Here is a 17,368-nt window from a genome sequence, read left to right on the forward strand (position 1 = left end):
CGTTCTCGCTTTCCGACATGGTTTCGTCGTGATCACATCTGGGCTGCGATCGACCGCCGGATGACCATGTTAGCCTGCCCTAACCCGCACTCGGTGAGCCAGCTCGCCGACCGAGCCGAAAGGTTGCTGAATATGCTCCTTCCCGCCAGAACCCTCCGCGTTTCTCTTGCTACCGCTGCCGCCGCCCTCGCCGTTACCGCCGGGCTCGTCGGCTGTAGCTCTGATGACAACAAATCCGATGCCAAGGTCTCTTCCTCCAGCGCAGTGGCCTCGACCAGCTCCGCACCGGCCGCGGCCGCAGGCGCGCCGAGCCCGGAGACGCTGCAGGCGGTGCTGGTCAAATTGTCCGATCCGGCGGTACCCACGGCGGACAAGGCCAAGCTGATCGTCGACGGCGAAAAGCGCACGGCGAACATCGATCAGATGAACAAGGGGCTGGCCGGTTACGCATTGACCTTCGCAGTGGCCGATGTCACAACACAGGGCAAGACCGCAACCGCGCAGGTGACCATCAACTCGCCGCACGGCGCGGCGCCCGCGATGCCCATCAGCTGGGAGAACGTCGACGGCACCTGGAAGCTCTCGGACGCCAGCGGCTGCCTGCTGCTCAGCTTCGCGCAGGCGCCCTGCGTTCCTGCCTGATCCGTGCGGACGGCCGAGGGCGGTGTGCGGACGCCCTCGGCCGTTGTCCAGGCGGCGCGTCAGCCCTTCGAGGGCCTGCGCTGCGGCTTGGGGGTCACCGTGCCCTCGGCGAGCCTGCGTGCGCTCACCAGGAACGCCGTATGGCCCTGCATACGGTGTTCGGGGCGCACCGCGAGGCCGACCACGTGCCAGCCGCGGACGATCGATTCCCAGGAGCGCGGTTCGGTCCAGCACTCCTGCTCGCGCAGCGCCTCCACCACTTTCGACAGCTGCGTCACCGTTGCCACGTAGATGATCAGCACACCGCCGGGAACCAGCGCCTTGGACACCGCGGGTAGCGCGTCCCACGGCGCGAGCATGTCCAGCACGGCGCGATCCACCGGTTCGCCCGCGTAGTCGGCCACGTCGCCGACCGTCAGCGACCAGTTAGCCGGACGTTCGCCATAGAACGTTTCGACGTTGCGAATCGCGTGATCGGCATGATCCTGGCGAATCTCGTACGAGACAACCTCGCCCTGCGGCCCGACGGCACGCAAAAGTGAACATGTCAGCGCGCCGGAGCCCGCGCCGGCCTCCAACACCCGCGCGCCGGGGAACATATCGCCCTCGTGCACGATCTGCGCGGCGTCTTTCGGGTAGATCACGGCCGCGCCGCGCGGCATGGACAGCACGTAGTCGATCAGCAACGGGCGCAAGGCCAGATACGGGGTGCCGTTGGTGGAGTTCACTACGGTGCCCTCGTCGGCACCGATCAAGCTGTCGTGCTTGATCCCGCCGCGATGGGTGTGGAACTCCTTGCCCTCCTCCAAGACCACCGTGTACAGGCGGCCTTTGGCATCGGTCAGCTGTACCCGGTCACCGAGGGTGAATGGCCCGGTCCGTCTGGCCGTCATGAATCTCCGTTCGCTGAAAGAGCAGGTGCTCCGAATAGTCCGGCACCGGCGTGTCGGTGCCGCCGGATAGCCTGCCAGGTATGAGCTCGCCCGTGTCCACGCCCCCTACCGACGGCGCACCAGCGTCCGATCCCGGCGCGGCGGCGAGTCGGTCGCGCCCGGCGCTGTCGCCTTCGCGGGCAATGGATTTCAAGCAGTGCCCGCTGAAGTACCGGTTCCGCGCGATCGATCGGATTCCCGAGACGCCGAATCGCAACGCGCTGCGCGGCACGGTGGTGCACGGGGTGCTGGAGGACCTGTACGGGCTGCCCGCGGCGCAGCGGCAGCCGCAGCGGGCGGAGGGTCTGATCGTGCCCGTGTGGGCGCGGGTGGCGGCCGAGTGGCCCGCGGTGACCGAGCTGATCACCGACGACGAGCTCGACGGTTTCCTCGGCGAGGTGCGCGCGCTGGTGCAGGCGTACTACCGGCTGGAGGATCCGACGCGGTTCGATCCGGAGTCGCGGGAGGCGCGGGTCGAGGTGGAGCTCGACGACGGAGTTCTGTTGCGCGGCTTCGTCGATCGGATCGATGTCGCGCCGACCGGACAGTTACGAGTGGTCGACTACAAGACCGGGCGCGCCCCAGGACCCACCAAAGAGACCAGGGCATTGTTCCAGCTGAAGTTCTACGCGCTGGTCGTGCTACGCACCCGCGGCATCGTGCCCACCCAGCTGCGCTTGATCTACCTGGCCGACGAGCAGATCCTCACCTATGCCCCCGACGAGGAGGAACTGCTCCGCTTCGAACGCACGCTGTCCGCGCTGTGGGAGGCCATCCTGGAGGCGGGCCGTACCGGCGACTTCCAGCCGAACACCAGTTGGCTGTGCGCCTACTGCGACTACAAACCCTTGTGCCCCGAATTCGGCGGCACGCCACCGCCGTACCCCGGCTGGCCGGTCGGCGGGACCGGCGAGTCGCCGGACGAGACCCTGGCGGACGCGGTCGCGGACTGACCGAGCGCTATCGCCCGGTCGCCCAGGTGAGGAGATCAAGTGACGTGCCACGGGATCCGACGAGCGCCACCGCGGCCATCAGCACCATCACCCCCACCACGTCACCGGCCAAGACCAGTGCGTTCCGAATGCGAGGCCATTTACCGACTCGCTCGACCTCGGTCGTCATCGACGTCCTCCCGTACGTCCGTGCGGGGGCCCATAGCGGCGCCCCACCTTCTCTATGTACATATCGCCCAGCACACCGCACAGTGTTGCGGACACACCATGAAACTTTCGTGAAGACTCGCGGATTTGGCTGCTGCCGACAACCGCCCTGCGCCGCACCGCAGCCGCGCGCACGAATCCTCGCGCTGCGCACGGCACAGTTGGCAATTCCGTACGCAGCGAGCGAACTCGTGCGCGGCAGCACGCATTCGGCCCACGGGATGCCGTCATGCGGCAGCACGCTCCGGGTCGGCGACCGTTCCGCCGCGCACGAATCCGCCCGCCGCGCACGAAACTGCGGGCAATTCCATGCGCGGCGGGCAATTCCATGCGCGGCAGCACGCGCTCGGCCCACGGGATGCGCTGCGGCGGCTTGCTCGGCTGCGCACGAATTCTCGCGCCGCGCACGAAACTGCGGGCGATTTCGTGCGCGGGGCGATGGGATCTGCGCGGCGGCGTTCGATCAGAGGGTGAAGTTGTGGAACAGTAGGATCGAAAGACCAAGTCCGACAGCCAGGTTGACTACCACCGCCGAGCCGAAGACCACGATCGGCCGCCACCCGGCCTCGCGCAGTCCGCGTAGCGAGAACTCCAGTCCGATCGAGACGAACGCGAAGATCAGGAACCAGGTGCGCAGGTCGTTGATGATCAGGATGTGTGCGGCACCGGACTTCTTGTCCGCGGACTGCAGGTAGAGCGTGCCGATGACGGACGCGGCGATGAACCCGAGCACGAACTTCGGGAGCCGCTCCCAGAACTGCCGCGCCGAGGGGCGCACCGCACCGGCAGTGCGTTCCACCTTCAAGGTGAAGTACGCGGTCAGTGCGATCGCGACGAGACCGATCAGCGCGTTCTGCGTGGTCTTCACGATGGTGGCGATCTGGAGCGCCTTCTCCCCCGCGATCGCACCCGACGCCGCGACCGCCGCCGTGGTGTCGATATTGCCGCCGATCCAAGCACCGGCCACCGCGTCGGACAGTCCGAAAGCATCGGCGAGCCAGGGCAATACGAAGATCGACGGCAGCGCGAAGATGATCACCAACGAGGCCGCGTAGGCGATCTGCTCGCGCTTGGCCTGCACCGCACCGGCCGCCGCGATGGCCGCGCTGACGCCGCAGATGGATACGGCCGAGGACAGCAGCGCGCGCAGCTTGTCGTCGAGCCCGAGCCGCCCGCCCAGCCACCAGGTGAACCCGAACACCACGGTGATCAGCAGCAGCGCCTGCAGGATCGACGGTCCGGCCGCGGTCACCAGGATCTTCAGATTGATCGAGGCGCCGAGCAGCACCACGCCGGTCTTGATGAAGAACTCGGTGCGGAACCCGGCCGAAAGCCGGTCGCGCAGCGCGAGTTTGGACAGGATGACGTTGCCGAGCAAGCCGATCGCGATGGCGTACACGGGGAACTCGATCGACTTCGCCACCCGCTTGAACGGCGTGTCCGCCGCCCACTGCGGGACATGCGTATCGAAGTAGCGAGTCAGCGCTCCGAGCGCGATGACCACCGCGATCCCAGCGACGACGGCACCCACGGTAGGCCGCGAGACAGCCTGTAGCGCCGCCGTTTCCGACTTCACCGGCGCGGAAGACTCCGCGTCCGTTCCGGTTTCGGTAGCGACGCTCCCCTCGGCAGCCGAGCCTTCCGACGTATTACCTTCGCGCCCTTCGATACCCGACATCACGGCACCAGCCAATCCGGGATCACGCCGACCAGAACCAGCGCGATCAGCGCCAGTCCGACGATCGCCGCCAGCCAGTCCTCACTCCAGGCGAATGTGCTCCCCGAACGTTCCTCGGGCGATGTCTGTGACACGGGCGTGCTCCTTGCGTTCCTCATCGAGAGGCCGCACGGTAGCAACACCCGGTCACCCGGCACACCGGTTGCGTTCAGCGTGAGTTATTCACGCATACAAGACAAACCAGACAGCGATAATCCGGCTCAGAAGGCCCGGCAGGAGCGGATGTCGAAGGCCAGGATGGCCTTGGCGCCGAGCTCGGCGAGCTGGTCCATCACCTCGTTGCCCTGCTTGCGCGGCACCATCGCACGGATCGCGACCCAGCCGTCGTCGGCCAGCGGCGAGACCGTCGGCGACTCCAGACCCGGCGTGATCTTGACCGCCGCCTCCAGCAGCTCCTTCGGGCAGTCGTAATCCAGCATGATGTATTGCTGGCCGAAGACCACGCCCTGCACGCGGGCGATGAGCTGATTGCGGGCCCGTTCCTGCTGATCGGAGCCGGCGCGTTCGATCAGCACGCCCTCCGAGTCACACAGCGACTCACCGAAGGCGACCAGGTTGTGCTGGCGCAGCGTGCGTCCCGAGCCGACCACGTCGGCGATGGCGTCGGCGACGCCGAGCTGGATGGAGATCTCCACCGCGCCGTCCAGGCGGATCACCTCGGCCTCGATGCCGCGCCGCTGCAGATCGCTGAGCACCAGGTTCGGGTAGGAGGTGGCGATGCGCTTGTCGTAGAGGTCTTCGACCTGCCAGGCCTGTCCGGCCGGCGCGGCGTAGCGGAAGCTGGAGCGGCCGAAGCCGAGGCCGAGTCGTTCGCTGACCGGCGCGCCGGAATCGAGCGCGAGGTCACGGCCGGTGATACCGAGGTCGAGTTCGCCGGACCCGACGTAGATGGCGATGTCCTTGGGCCGCAGGAAGAAGAACTCGACCTGATTGGCCGGGTCGAGCACGGTCAGGTCACGCGAATCGGTCCGTCTGCGGTAACCGGCCTCGACGAGGATGGCGGTGGCGGCTTCGGACAGGGCGCCTTTGTTGGGGACTGCGACGCGCAGCATGGGATGGGGTCCTTTCGGGAGGAGAAACTACGGAGTAAGACGCGGCCATCACAGATGTCGGTACACGTCTTCCAGCTTCAATCCACGACCCACCATCAGCACCTGCACCCAGTACAGCAGCTGCGAGATCTCCTCGGCGAGCGACTCGTCGCTCTCGTGCTCGGCTGCCAGCCATACCTCGCCGGCCTCCTCGAGCACCTTCTTACCCTGGCTATGCACGCCCGCGTCCAGCGCGGCCACGGTTCCGGACCCCTCGGGGCGGGTAACCGCACGATCCTGCAGCTCGGCGAACAGGGTTTCGAAGTTCTTCACGATGAGCCATTGTTTCAGACCGGTGTGCGGGACCGTTGCTCCGGCCCATCCCGGCTTTCGGCGACCGCGGTGGTGGGCATGATGGGTGCATGCCGTTTCGCACCGCGTTGACCGAGATGTTCGCCCTGCGTCACCCGATCGCCTTGGCCCCGATGGGCGGCGTGGCGGGCGGTGAACTCGCCGCCGCGGTCTCGAATGCCGGTGGCTTGGGACTGATCGGGGCCGGTGGCGGGGACCGCGAGTGGCTGGGCCCGCAGCTGGCCATCGCCAAGGACAAGGCGCGGGCGCCATGGGGCGTCGGTTTTCTGTGCTGGGCGCTCGAACTCGACCGGCTGAAGTGGGTGCTCGACGAGTATCAGCCGCGGGCGGTGGTGTTGTCGTTCGGCGATCCGAGCCCGTTCGTCGAGGCGGTGCGCGCCGCGGGCGCGAAGGTATTGGTCCAGGTGACCGACCTCGACGAGGCACGGCGGGCCGGCGATGTCGGCGCCGATGTCGTCATCGCACAGGGCGGTGAGGCGGGTGGTCATGGTGGCGGGCGTTCGACTTTGACGATCGTCCCCACGGTCGTCGATCTCGTCCATCCGACGCCGGTGCTCGCGGCGGGCGGGATCGCGGACGGCCGTGGGCTTGCGGCCGCACTGACGCTGGGCGCAGCGGGCGCGCTGATCGGCACCCGCTTCGAGGCGACGCACGAAGCGCTGCTCGCCCCCGAGGAGGCGAAGGCGATTGTGGCCGCGCGCGGCGACGACACCTCGCGCAACCGGGTATTCGACATCGCGCGCCAGTCCCCGTGGCCGAACCGGTATACCGCGCGCATGCTGCGCAACCAGTTCTTCGACAGCTGGCAGGACCGCGAGGACGAGCTGCGCACCGACACCACGGCGCGCACCGACTACCTCGACGCCGTCGACCACGGCGATCCGGCGGCGCTGGCGGTCTGGGCCGGCGAGGCAGTCGATCTCATCAGCTCGATCGACTACGCCGCCGACGTCCTGACCAGGATCAGCGCCGAAGCGGACGCCGCCTTCGGACGCGCTGCCGCGCAACGCGTCCGGGGCGACTGATCACGCCTCGCTGAGCAGGGCCTCCAGATCGGCGACCGCGGTGCGCAGGTGCTCGGCGAATTCGTGCATCTGGTCGGCGACCGTGGTCGGCGTGGCCAGGTACAGATTCCAGCGATCCGGCAGCAGGACATACGCCACGCCGATGCAGCGTGGACTGGTCGAGCCGAAACCGAAGTAGCGGATGTTGACCGACGGCGCCGAGCTGGTGCTCAGGTAGTCGTCGCGCATGATCAGCCAGCCGGGGCTGTCGTAGAGCGGAATCGGCTCGGTGACACCGAGTTCCGCGCCGCGACGACGCTGAATCCATTGCAGTTCCCACAGGTGCTGCTCGGGTGCGGCACCCGCCTGGCATTCCTTGGCGCGGGCCACATGTGCGGCGGCCGCGGTGCGTGCCGCGGCGAGCTTGGCTGCCTGGTCGACCGCCGGGTCCTGCGCCGCGTCCACGAACGCCACCATCTCCGGGGTGACCACCCGCATGGCCTCGGTACGGCCGTTACGGTACTGCCGGGTGGCGATGGATTCGTAAGTGGCGCCGGTGATTCCCTTGCTGCGCCGATGCGCCAGCTGATAACTCAACTGCGCGAAGGCATCCGGGGAGATGCCGAGCTGCTTGGCGCGGGTGGTGCCGAAGTCCGCGAAAGAGACCGTCTGCGTGGCGTTTTCCGCCGCGTAGCGAGCGAAGTCGGCACCGGCGGCGGCAATGTCGTTGCGCTGCGCCGCATCCAGCACGAAGTCGATCGGCTCGACCGCGGGCAGCCCCTGCGCCTGCGCCCCGGATCGGTCGGCGTGCTCCTGCGCCGTCGTCTCCAGCATGGCGTCGACGAAGGACAGGATGGTGGTGCCGTCCAGTCCGCAGTGCTCGATGTTGATGCCCGCCTGGCCATCTCCGAAGACGATGAACGACACCGCCTTGTCGAACCACCGGTTGGCGCTGTCGCCGTGCAACAGCTGGTCACAGGCGTGCAGTTCGTCGCGCGGGGCGAAGTCCTCCAGGCAGATACAGAACAGCGCGGTCTCGATGGTGTCCAGTGCCGCGGCGTTGGCCGGTTCGGCGAGCAACTGCTGCCTGCTCGCCGCCCATTCGGCGCGCGCCTTGGTGGTGAGATGCCCTACCGCGGAATCGGTTCGGGTCGAGCGCGCGCCCGCCTTCAGCACCTCGCGCAGCCCGCAGGCCAGATCGTCCAGCGAGTGCGGCGCACCGTCCGGGCCGAGCACGTCCATCCGGAAGATGCTGCCGCGGAAGAAGACCACCACGTGCTTGGCGTCGGACGGGCCGGGCCATTCCTCGCTGTAGGGCACCCGGACGCTGTCCTGCGTTTCGCCGGGAATGCGGGTCTCGGAGAACAGGTACTTGTTCTGCCACATCGACAGCGCCTGTCCGCGCTGCAACACCGGCGGGATCGCCTCGGCATCCAGCGCGAGCTTGTAATCCACCGCGGCGGCGATGATTCCGGCCGCCCGATCCACCTGGGTAGCGGCGGTCGAAGTGGCCAGGGTGGTTTCGTCGCGGAAGAGGAAGAAGAAGTTGGCGTTCAACGCGATCCGGTCGCGCCTGCCCAGGTACCGCGACGGCCAGAACAGGTCGAGCCAGCTGCCGACGCCGGGGGTGGCGTCGTACTCCGCCAGCGCCGCGTGCAGGGTGCGGCCCGGTCCGTCCGCGCGCAGCAGGTCAGCGACCGCCGCCTCGGTGGTGGCGAGTTCGTCGGCGGTCAGCAGCGGTACGCACCATTGTAGGAATCGGGCGCAGCTGTCCTCCAGCGTCGGCAGGGGAACCCGGGGCAGGGTGTCGTCGGCGGCGAAGGTGCGTTCGGTCAATGCTGGTCCTCGGTGTCGGCGTGGTGCTTCGGCAACGGTCGCGATAGGTACAGGCCGGCATAGAGCCAGCCTTCGGTTTCCCGGTCGGTGGTGTCGATTCCCTTGGCGGACAGGGTGTTCAGCACCTGGTCCTGCTCGGCTGCGGAGGCGAACCTGCGTTGCTCGAACAGCCCGGGCGCCTGCTCGGTCCGGTAGCCGAGCGCGGCGAGATCCGCGGCGATCGGCGCGAAGTCGAACATGCGCAGCACGAAGTGTGCCATCCATGGTCGCCGACGGGGATGCGCGGTGGCGACCCGGGTCAGAGTTTTCTCGGTGACGTAGCCGATGCAGCCGGTGGAGATGATGATGTCGGCGGTGGCCAGCAGCTCACGCTGCTCCTCGGTCGGTTCGCCGGACTCCAGGTCGGCGCACACGGTGTCGTGCAGCAGACCCGACTGCTGCGCGTAGGCGAGGGCGGGCGCGGAGGCGTCCATGCCGAGGAAGCGGACATCGCCGAGACCGTCCCTGGCGCCGAGCACCTCGCGGTCGCGGGCGATGAGGGCCGCGCGATCGCCGTCCGCGGTGCGGTAGTGCTCGGCGAGTTCCGGCATGGTGGTGTCGAAGCGCAGCAGCGCCGCGTTGACGCCGTAGGAGCAGCCGAGGTCGAGCACGGTCGGGGTGCTGACCCTGGCCGAGGCGCGGTACTCCCGAATCTGCTGCTGGAAAACGGGTTTCGCCAGTTCCGGAATGCGGTAGTCGAGGTCGGACATGCGGGCGTAGTAGTCGCGTGGATCGGGACGGTCGTAGATATCGTCGAAGGAGGCTTTCCCGGTCGTATGTAACGGCACTGCCACAGTCGTTCCTCTCGGGTCGAGCGGTAACTCCCGATCAGTGGGATCGATCGGGCCGTTCGGCTCAGTCGAGCAAGCGGTCGCCGCGGACAACGTCGGCCGCGGCGGCCAGATGGTCGGGTAGTACGCGGCCGAAGAGTTGACGGGTGCGCTCCACCGTGCCGATGACGCCCGGCCGGTCGGTGTAGGCGAAGATCGCCGAATGTCGTTGCGTGGCACCGGCGACGGGCGACACACGATGCAGTGAGAAGCGGCCCTGGAACAGCTGCAGGTCGCCGGGGCGCAGGTCGAGCCGCTGGATCAAGCGCTCGCCCGAGCCGGTGAGTACGTCGCGCACGTCGTCGAGGTGCTCGGCCTCGGTCGTGCGAATGTTGGGGCAGTACTCGAAGATTCCGCCCGACTCGGCGGGCTGGGTCAGCATGCTGACGGTGAATTCGTTGGTGTCGAAGTGCCACGGATGCGACATACCGGGCGCGACCACGTTCAGGCACAGGCCGGCCAGCGGGTCGGCGAATTCGTGCAACTCGGCCAGGCCGAAACAGTCCGCGACGAAACGCTGGAATCGAGTGTCGGTGTACAGCTGGTGGATCAGCGCGTCGCCGGGGATGCGGTCGCGCGGCGCGAACGCGTTGCCACGGTCGAGCACGATGCGCCCCGGATGGTCTTCTGGCAGTTCGGTATCCAGCGGAATGTTGTAGGCGTTCACCCGCTCGACCTCGTAGTACGCGTGCGGTGCGATTGCTTCGCCCTGCGCGCGCAGCGTTTCGGTCAGTTCCGGGCGGATGAAACCGCGCAGCACGGTGCAGCCGATCGCACCCAATTCCGCCCTGGCGCGGTCCACGGCGGCACGGCGGCCGGGATCCGCGGAATTCGCGAGGGGATACCGTGCGGTATCAACGATCTCGTCGAGGACACCCAACGCTGCCATGGCGACATTCTGGTAGAGCGGAGCGCCGACACGCCCGGGATTGGGCGAGATTGCCGGTGATCGCAGTCACACCTACCAGCAGCACGCACTCCCGTTGCGGCACAGTAACTCTCGCTGGAGCGCGGTCGGGAGTGTCGAGCGGCGACCGGTCAGCCGCGCTGCTTCAGCGCTTGTTCGAGGTCATCGACGGTGAGGCCGACGAGGGTGTCGCGGAAGCTGCGGCCAGGTCCGTCGGGCACCGGAATCTCGCACGGGATCACGATCACCGCGCAGCCCGCCGCCTGTGCCGCGCGGGTGCCGGTCGGCGAATCCTCTATCGCGACGCAGTCGCGCGGATCGAGGCCGAGCAGCTCGGCGGCCCGCAGGTACACGTCCGGTTCCGGCTTGCCACGCGCCACCTCGTCACCGCAGACGGACACGTCGAAGAAGTCGCGACCCAAGGTGTCGAGCCCATACTCGGCAAGCGACCGCTTGGTATTGGTGACGAGCGCCGACTTCAGCCCAGCGGCCCGGACCAACCCCAGCGCATCCTTCGCGCCCGGCCGCCACGGGATGGGGCCGGTCATCAACTCGGTCACCCGGTGCTCGATGAACTCCCGCGCGGCGCGCACCGCCTCGGGTGTCGGCTCGATGCCGATACCGGTGAACAGCAGCCGCAGCGCGTCCGGTCCGGACGCACCGATGAAGGTGTGCCGGAGCTCGGCGGTCAGCTCACGGTCGTGCTTACCGGCGAGCTCGCGCATCGCGATATCCCAGAGCTTTTCCGAATCCAGGAGCGTGCCGTCCATATCCCACAGAACAGCAACTGGTCGCGCCGTCACACATCTCCTCGTTCGATTACCGATCAGGCCGTAGCCACGATAACCGCCGCACCCGATGCACCACCGTGGCCAGTTGCGCAGTTGTGGCCTCTACCACGCCGGGACGAAAGCTTTGCTTACGTTCCCGATGCGATGATCAGCATGCGGCCATTCTCGGCGGCGACCTGGAACCAGCGGGTCTCGTTCACCGTCTCGCCGCTCTTCTTCACATAGGTGAGCGAAGCAACCGCGCGGTTGTCGCCGTTCGGTGTCACCGAGCGAACGGTGATCGAGCTGATCGTGCCCCACCAGCGGACGTACTCGTTGTAGCCACCGGCCACGCCCTGATACGCGGGCGAGAGCTGAGACCACGCGGCACTGGGATTGCCGGGGAGCATGCCGTAGTAACCGGACACGAACTGGGAAACCTTCTCCGGCGTCGGCGGACCGAAAGGCGTCGCGCTGACGGTCGGCGACGGAGTCGTCGCATGCGCGGACGAGGGCGGGGCCGACGAGGAGGGCGGGGCCGAGGACGGTGCCGGAGTCGAGGACGGCGGCGCCGACGAGGCGGGGGTGGGGACCTGTGCCGCGGGCTCCTGCTGACCGGGGCCCGCCGCGTTGGGCGCCGACGGCGGGACCTCGCCGACCGAGGACGAGACCACGTTGGTCGCGGGCGGTGCCGCAGTGTCCCCCTTGTTGCGATCGTTGGTGACGAACGCGATGAGCCCGATCACGGCCAGCACCACGACGAACGCGGCCCCGGCCATGGCGAGGGAACGGTTGCGCGACGGGCCGGGTCCCGCGCCGCCGGGCAGGGTCGAGGACGCGCCACCGCGCGGCGGGATCGGCGGCTGCACGGAAACAGATTCGGCGACAGGAGGATTCGTCAGCGCGGCGGTCGACACCAAAGCGGTCGCGGCGTTCGCGTTCGCGGTGCTGCCCGCGGCATCCGTGCCCGGCGGCGGGCTCGGTTGCGGCAGCACGGTCGTCGCGTTGTCGCCGCTGGGGGCGGGTAGCGCCTTGGTGAGCGAGGTCCGCGTCCGCAAACCCGGAACCCGGCCCTCCGCAACGGCTTCCAGCGCCTGCTGCGCCTCCCGCATGGTCGGGCGCGCGTCGATCGTCGGGGCGAGCAGCCGCATCAGCACGGGGCCGAGCGCGCCGGCGTGCTCGGGCACCGGCACCTGCCCGCGCGCGACGGCGTGCAGCACTGCTAGGGGGTTGTCGCCCTCACCGAACGGCGGCAGGCCCTCCACGGCGGCGTAAAGCGTTGAGCCGAGGGCGAATACGTCGGAGGCGGGTTCCGGGTTCTCGCCGCGCGCCACCTCGGGCGCCAGGTAGGCCGGGGTGCCCGCGAGGAATCCGGTGGCGGTGACGGTGACGTCGCCGACGGCGCGGGAGATGCCGAAGTCGGTGATCTTCACCGTGCCGTCGTCGCCGACGAGCAGGTTCGCCGGTTTCACGTCGCGGTGCATGATGCCCGCGTCGTGCGCGGCGGCCAGCGCCCCGGCGGCCTGTGCACCGATGCGGGCGACCTCCACCGGCGACAGGGTGCGCTTGCCGGAGAGTTTGGCCGCCAGGCTCGGGGCGTCCATGTATTCCATGACCAGCCACGGCTGGCCGTCTTCCTCGGCGACGTCGAAGACGGTGATCGCGTGCGGATGATGCAGCCGGGCCGCGATGCGGCCCTCGCGCATGGCGCGCAGCTTCGCCTCCAGCGCGGCCGTGCGCGTTAATCCCGGCCCGAGTATCAGCTGTTTCACCGCGACCGTGCGCCGCAGGCGGACGTCCGTGCCGCGCCAGACGACGCCCATCGCGCCTGTGCCGATCGGATCCGTGAGTCGATACCGTCCCGCGATCAATCGGTCCGCCGTCATGCTGTTGTGCCTTCCTGCTTACGCGCCGAGCTGGTACTGCAGTGGCGCGTAACACCGGGAAATCCCCGAAAATGCTACGCGCCGTAGTCCTTTACACCCGTAAGCAGCGATGGCGACGCACCCGCCGACTGCCCCGGATGCAGTTGCAACGCTTCCGACAATGGCATACCCACCCGACACACATCCACCTCACCAAAGCTCCCCGGGTGATACCCCAGGTCAGCGCTCCGCCACGCCGAAGCACGAAATCCGGTCGGCGCGTCGGGATTTGCCCAAATCATGACATACGAGCAGGTAGCCAAGGCCCTTGCGGTACGCGAACAGTGTTCCGCCACACGGTGACCACAATCACTTTCCACCGACCGGTCCGATAACTGATTCCACGGCGACCGCACGCGCGTTCGGCCGCACACTCGCCGTAGCGAGTATGCGGCTAACTCAGCGGGAGCGCGGACTGAGAACGATGTCCGCTCCGGACTCAGGCGTTGAAGTACTTCGCCTCGGGGTGCAGCAGGACGAACGCGTCGGTGGACTGTTCCGGATGCAGCTGGAGTTCCTCGGACAGCACCACGCCGATCCGGTCGGCCTCGAGCAGGTCGACCAGTTTGGCACGATCGTCCAAGTCTGGGCAGGCGCCGTAACCGAACGAGTAGCGCGCGCCTCGATAGCCCAGTTTGAAGTATTCCAGGACGTCGCTGGGGTCGTCGTCGGCGACCGCGTGCCCGTCCAGGGTCAGTTCCTCGCGGATCCGGCGGTGCCAGTATTCGGCGAGGGCCTCGGTGAGCTGCACGCCGATGCCGTGCACCTCGAGGTAGTCGCGGTAGTTGTCGGCCGCGAAGAGCTCGTTGGCGAAGTCGGCGATCGGCTGGCCCATGGTGACCAACTGGAACGGCAGCACGTCCACCTGACCGGTCGCCTCGGCCTGCTCGCGCGAGCGGATGAAGTCGGCGATGCAGAGGAAGCGGTCGCGCTGCTGCCGTGGGAAGGTGAACCGATAGCGTTCGGGCGCACCGGGATTCGGTTCGGTGAGCACGATCACGTCGTCACCCTCGGACACCGCCGGGAAGTAGCCGTACACCACCGCCGCGTGCTGCAGCACGCCCTCGGTGCTCAGCCGATCGAGCCAGGCGCGGAACCGCGGCTTGCCCTCGGTTTCCACCAGCTCTTCGTAGCTGGGACCCTCGCCGCCACGCTGGCCGCGCAGACCCCACTGACCGAGGAACAGGGCGCGCTCGTCGAGCAGCCCCGAATACTCGTGCAGCGCCAGGCCTTTCACCACCCGGGTGCCCCAGAACGGCGGCGTCGGCACCGGCACATCCGCGGCGACGTCGGAGCGCGCGGGCACCTCGATCGGCACTTCCTCCGCCTTGCGCTGCTCGGCGATCCGCTTGGACCGTTCGTGACGCGCCTTGCGCTGGGCCGCCTTCTCCCGCTCGGCGATCGCCTCGGGGCTGTCGGGATCGATGCCGCCGCCGCGCTTGCGGGTCATGATGTCGTCCATCAACCGCAGGCCCTCGAAGGCGTCGCGGGCGTAGTGCACGTCGCCCTCGTACACCTCGGTCAGGTCGTTCTCGACGTAACCGCGGGTGAGCGCCGCGCCACCGAGCAGCACCGGGAACTGCTCGGCCACGCCCTTGGTGTTGAGCTCCTGCAGGTTCTCTTTCATGATCACGGTCGACTTCACCAGCAGCCCGGACATGCCGATGACGTCGGCCTTCTTGTCCACGGCAGCATCGAGAATGGTCGCGATCGGCTGCTTGATGCCGAGGTTGACCACCTCGTAGCCGTTGTTGGACAGGATGATGTCGACCAGGTTCTTGCCGATGTCGTGCACGTCGCCCTTGACGGTGGCCAGCACGATGCGGCCCTTGCCGCTGTCGTCGGTGGCCTCCATGTGCGGTTCCAGGTAGGCGACCGCGGCCTTCATCACCTCGGCCGACTGCAACACGAACGGCAGCTGCATCTGGCCGGAACCGAACAGCTCGCCGACGGTCTTCATGCCGGACAGCAGCGTCTCGTTGATGATCTGCAGCGGCGGCACCTCTTGCATTGCCTCTTCGAGGTCGGCCTCCATGCCGTTGCGCTCGCCGTCCACGATCCGCCTGGCCAACCGCTCGAACAGCGGCAGCAACGCCATCTCCTCGGCGCGCGAGGCCCGCGACGACGACGTCGACACACCCTCGAACAGACCCATCAGCACCTGCAACGGGTCGTAGTCCTCGCCACGGCGGTCGTACACCAGATCCAGCGCGACCTTGCGCTGCTCGTCCGGGATACGCGCCATCGGCAAGATCTTCGATGCGTGCACAATCGCGGAATCCAGCCCGGCCTGCACGCACTCGTGCATGAACACCGAGTTCAGCACCTGGCGGGCCGCGGGATTCAGGCCGAACGAGATGTTCGACAGGCCGAGGGTGGTCTGCACGGCCGGATGCTTGGTCTTGAGCAACCTGATGGCTTCGATGGTTTCGATGCCGTCCTTGCGCGACTCCTCCTGGCCGGTACCGAGGGTGAAGGTCAGCGTGTCGATGATGATGTCGCTTTCCAGCACCCCCCAGTTGCCGGTGATGTCCGCGATGAGACGCTCGGCGATCTCCACCTTCTTCGCGGCGGTGCGCGCCTGGCCCTCCTCGTCGATGGTCAGCGCGACCACCGCGGCACCGTGTTCGGCGACCAGCTGCATGGTCTGCTGGAACCGGGACTCCGGGCCGTCACCATCCTCGTAGTTCACCGAGTTCACCGCGCAGCGGCCGCCGAGGTGCTCCAAACCGGCCTTGAGTACCGGGGTTTCGGTGGAGTCGAGCATGATCGGCAGCGTCGAGGAGGTGGCCAGGCGGGCGGCCAGGGCCTCCATGTCCTTGGCGCCGTCGCGGCCGACGTAGTCGACGCACAGGTCGAGCATGTGCGCGCCGTCGCGGGTCTGGTCCTTGGCGATGTCGAGGCACTTCTGCCAGTCCTCGGCCAGCATCGCGTCGCGGAAGGCCTTGGAGCCGTTGGCATTCGTGCGCTCGCCGATCATCATGACCGACGCTTCCTGCTCGAACGGCACCGCCGTGTACATGCTGGACACGGCGGGCTCGTGCAACGGGGTGCGGCGCTCGTCGAGCGGCGGCAGCTTCGGCTCGATCTCGCGGACCGCCTCGGTCACCTGCCGGATGTGCTCGGGGGTGGTGCCGCAGCAGCCGCCGACCAGTGCCAGCCCGAACTCGGAGACGAAACCGCTCAGCGCGACCGCGAGCTCCTCCGGGGTGAGCGGGTATTCGGCGCCGTTCTTGCCGAGCACCGGCAGGCCCGCGTTCGGCATCACCGACACCGGGATCTGCGCGTGCCTGGACAGATGCCGCAGGTGCTCGCTCATCTCGGCCGGGCCGGTCGCGCAGTTCAGCCCGATCATGTCGATGCCGAGCGGCTCCAGCGCGGTGAGGGCCGCGCCGATCTCGCTGCCGACCAGCATGGTGCCGGTGGTCTCCACGGTCACGTGCGTGATGATCGGGATGCGCCGGCCGAGCAGGCGCATGGCCTCGCGACTGCCGGTCACCGCCGCCTTGACCTGCAGCAGGTCCTGGCAGGTCTCGATGAGAATGGCGTCGGCGCCGCCCTCGAGCATGCCGAGCGCGGATTCGGTGTACGCGTCGCGCAGCGCGGTATAAGGAGCATGGCCCAGCGTGGGCAGCTTGGTGCCGGGGCCCATCGAGCCGAGCACGTAGCGCGGGGTGCCGTCGGCGGACGGTCCCATCTCGTCGGCCACCTCGCGGGCCAGCCGGGTGCCGCGCTCGGACAGATCGCGGATGCGGTCCGCTATGTCGTAGTCGGCCAGGTTCGGCAGGTTGCAGCCGAAGGTGTTGGTCTCGACCGCGTCGGCGCCCGCCTCGAAGTAGGCGCGGTGAATGCTGCGCAGCACGTCGGGGCGGGTGTCGTTGAGGATCTCGTTGCAACCCTCCAACCCGATGAAGTCGTCGAGGGTGAGATCGGCCGCCTGGAGCATCGTGCCCATTGCACCGTCACCGATCACGACACGGCGGCGCAACGTGTCGAGTAGCGTGGTGTCGAACTCGGCGGGCATTGACGCAGACATGCGATCAAGCGTAATGGTCGGGTGCGACAGTGCAGCCCGCCGCGTCGCGTGTGCACGGACACACCTGGTCACCGCCGCCGCTGTCGAACACGCCGGGCCCGGCCCCGGCATACGACACGCCAGTTCCCCGCACACATTAGGCTGAC

15 protein-coding genes are annotated in these 17,368 nt (G+C 68.0%); 3 read left to right on the top strand and 12 right to left on the bottom strand.

Annotated features, from left to right (window positions below; translation table 11 throughout):
• Window positions 1-132 precede the first annotated feature (132 nt).
• A complete protein-coding gene (locus tag ACQPW1_RS31995; protein WP_433655483.1) occupies window positions 133-642 on the top strand; it encodes a hypothetical protein in 510 nt (169 codons plus the stop codon).
• A gap of 59 nt (window positions 643-701) precedes the next feature.
• Here the strand turns inward: ACQPW1_RS31995 and ACQPW1_RS32000 are convergent, their stop codons facing one another.
• Window positions 702-1,535, bottom strand: a complete 834-nt coding sequence (locus ACQPW1_RS32000) for a tRNA (adenine-N1)-methyltransferase (RefSeq protein WP_433655484.1) — start codon at window positions 1,533-1,535, stop codon at window positions 702-704.
• A gap of 80 nt (window positions 1,536-1,615) precedes the next feature.
• Between ACQPW1_RS32000 and ACQPW1_RS32005 the strand changes: the two genes are divergently transcribed.
• Window positions 1,616-2,527, top strand: coding sequence for a RecB family exonuclease (locus ACQPW1_RS32005; protein ID WP_433655485.1), 912 nt, complete (start codon window positions 1,616-1,618; stop codon window positions 2,525-2,527).
• 7 nt (window positions 2,528-2,534) lie between these two features.
• Here ACQPW1_RS32005 and ACQPW1_RS32010 read toward each other — a convergent pair whose 3' ends face one another.
• From ACQPW1_RS32010 to ACQPW1_RS32030, 5 genes are all read right to left on the bottom strand, one after another.
• Window positions 2,535-2,696, bottom strand: coding sequence for a hypothetical protein (locus ACQPW1_RS32010; protein WP_433655486.1), 162 nt, complete (start codon window positions 2,694-2,696; stop codon window positions 2,535-2,537).
• 501 nt (window positions 2,697-3,197) lie between these two features.
• Window positions 3,198-4,412, bottom strand: coding sequence for a YeiH family protein (locus tag ACQPW1_RS32015; RefSeq protein WP_433655487.1), 1,215 nt, complete (start codon window positions 4,410-4,412; stop codon window positions 3,198-3,200).
• Window positions 4,412-4,546 carry a hypothetical protein gene (locus ACQPW1_RS32020; RefSeq protein ID WP_433655488.1) on the bottom strand — a complete coding sequence of 45 codons (135 nt, stop codon included), beginning with the start codon at window positions 4,544-4,546 and terminating at the stop codon, window positions 4,412-4,414. Before ACQPW1_RS32020 ends, ACQPW1_RS32015 begins: the two co-directional genes overlap by 1 nt.
• A gap of 126 nt (window positions 4,547-4,672) precedes the next feature.
• On the bottom strand, window positions 4,673-5,524 hold the full coding sequence (hisG, locus tag ACQPW1_RS32025; protein WP_433655489.1) for an ATP phosphoribosyltransferase: 852 nt from the start codon (window positions 5,522-5,524) through the stop codon (window positions 4,673-4,675).
• 48 nt (window positions 5,525-5,572) lie between these two features.
• Complete coding sequence (locus tag ACQPW1_RS32030; RefSeq protein ID WP_174412539.1) at window positions 5,573-5,854, bottom strand: phosphoribosyl-ATP diphosphatase; 282 nt, start codon at window positions 5,852-5,854, stop codon at window positions 5,573-5,575.
• A 71-nt stretch (window positions 5,855-5,925) separates the two neighbouring features.
• On the opposite strand from ACQPW1_RS32030, the gene ACQPW1_RS32035 reads away from it, so the two are divergent.
• Entirely contained in the window at window positions 5,926-6,900 is a 975-nt protein-coding gene (locus tag ACQPW1_RS32035; protein ID WP_433655490.1) for an NAD(P)H-dependent flavin oxidoreductase, read from the top strand.
• Here the strand turns inward: ACQPW1_RS32035 and ACQPW1_RS32040 are convergent, their stop codons facing one another.
• The 6 genes from ACQPW1_RS32040 to metH form a co-directional block, all read right to left on the bottom strand.
• Complete coding sequence (locus ACQPW1_RS32040) at window positions 6,901-8,715, bottom strand: choline/carnitine O-acyltransferase (RefSeq protein WP_433655491.1); 1,815 nt, start codon at window positions 8,713-8,715, stop codon at window positions 6,901-6,903.
• Window positions 8,712-9,548, bottom strand: a complete 837-nt coding sequence (locus ACQPW1_RS32045) for a class I SAM-dependent methyltransferase (protein ID WP_433655492.1) — start codon at window positions 9,546-9,548, stop codon at window positions 8,712-8,714. The genes ACQPW1_RS32040 and ACQPW1_RS32045 overlap by 4 nt, the downstream gene beginning before the upstream one ends.
• A gap of 61 nt (window positions 9,549-9,609) precedes the next feature.
• Entirely contained in the window at window positions 9,610-10,473 is an 864-nt protein-coding gene (locus ACQPW1_RS32050; protein WP_433655493.1) for a HalD/BesD family halogenase, read from the bottom strand.
• Between the two features lie 149 nt (window positions 10,474-10,622).
• Window positions 10,623-11,294 (bottom strand): HAD family hydrolase, encoded by a 672-nt coding sequence (locus ACQPW1_RS32055; RefSeq protein ID WP_433655494.1) that lies wholly within the window; start codon window positions 11,292-11,294, stop codon window positions 10,623-10,625.
• Between the two features lie 116 nt (window positions 11,295-11,410).
• Window positions 11,411-13,147, bottom strand: coding sequence for a protein kinase domain-containing protein (locus tag ACQPW1_RS32060; RefSeq protein WP_433655495.1), 1,737 nt, complete (start codon window positions 13,145-13,147; stop codon window positions 11,411-11,413).
• Window positions 13,148-13,625: 478 nt separating this feature from the next.
• A complete protein-coding gene (metH, locus tag ACQPW1_RS32065) occupies window positions 13,626-17,222 on the bottom strand; it encodes a methionine synthase (RefSeq protein ID WP_433655496.1) in 3,597 nt (1,198 codons plus the stop codon).
• Window positions 17,223-17,368 lie beyond the last annotated feature (146 nt).

Origin of the sequence: Nocardia sp. CA-128927 (assembly GCF_050955855.1) — a bacterium.
Taxonomy (GTDB): Bacteria; Actinomycetota; Actinomycetes; order Mycobacteriales; family Mycobacteriaceae; genus Nocardia.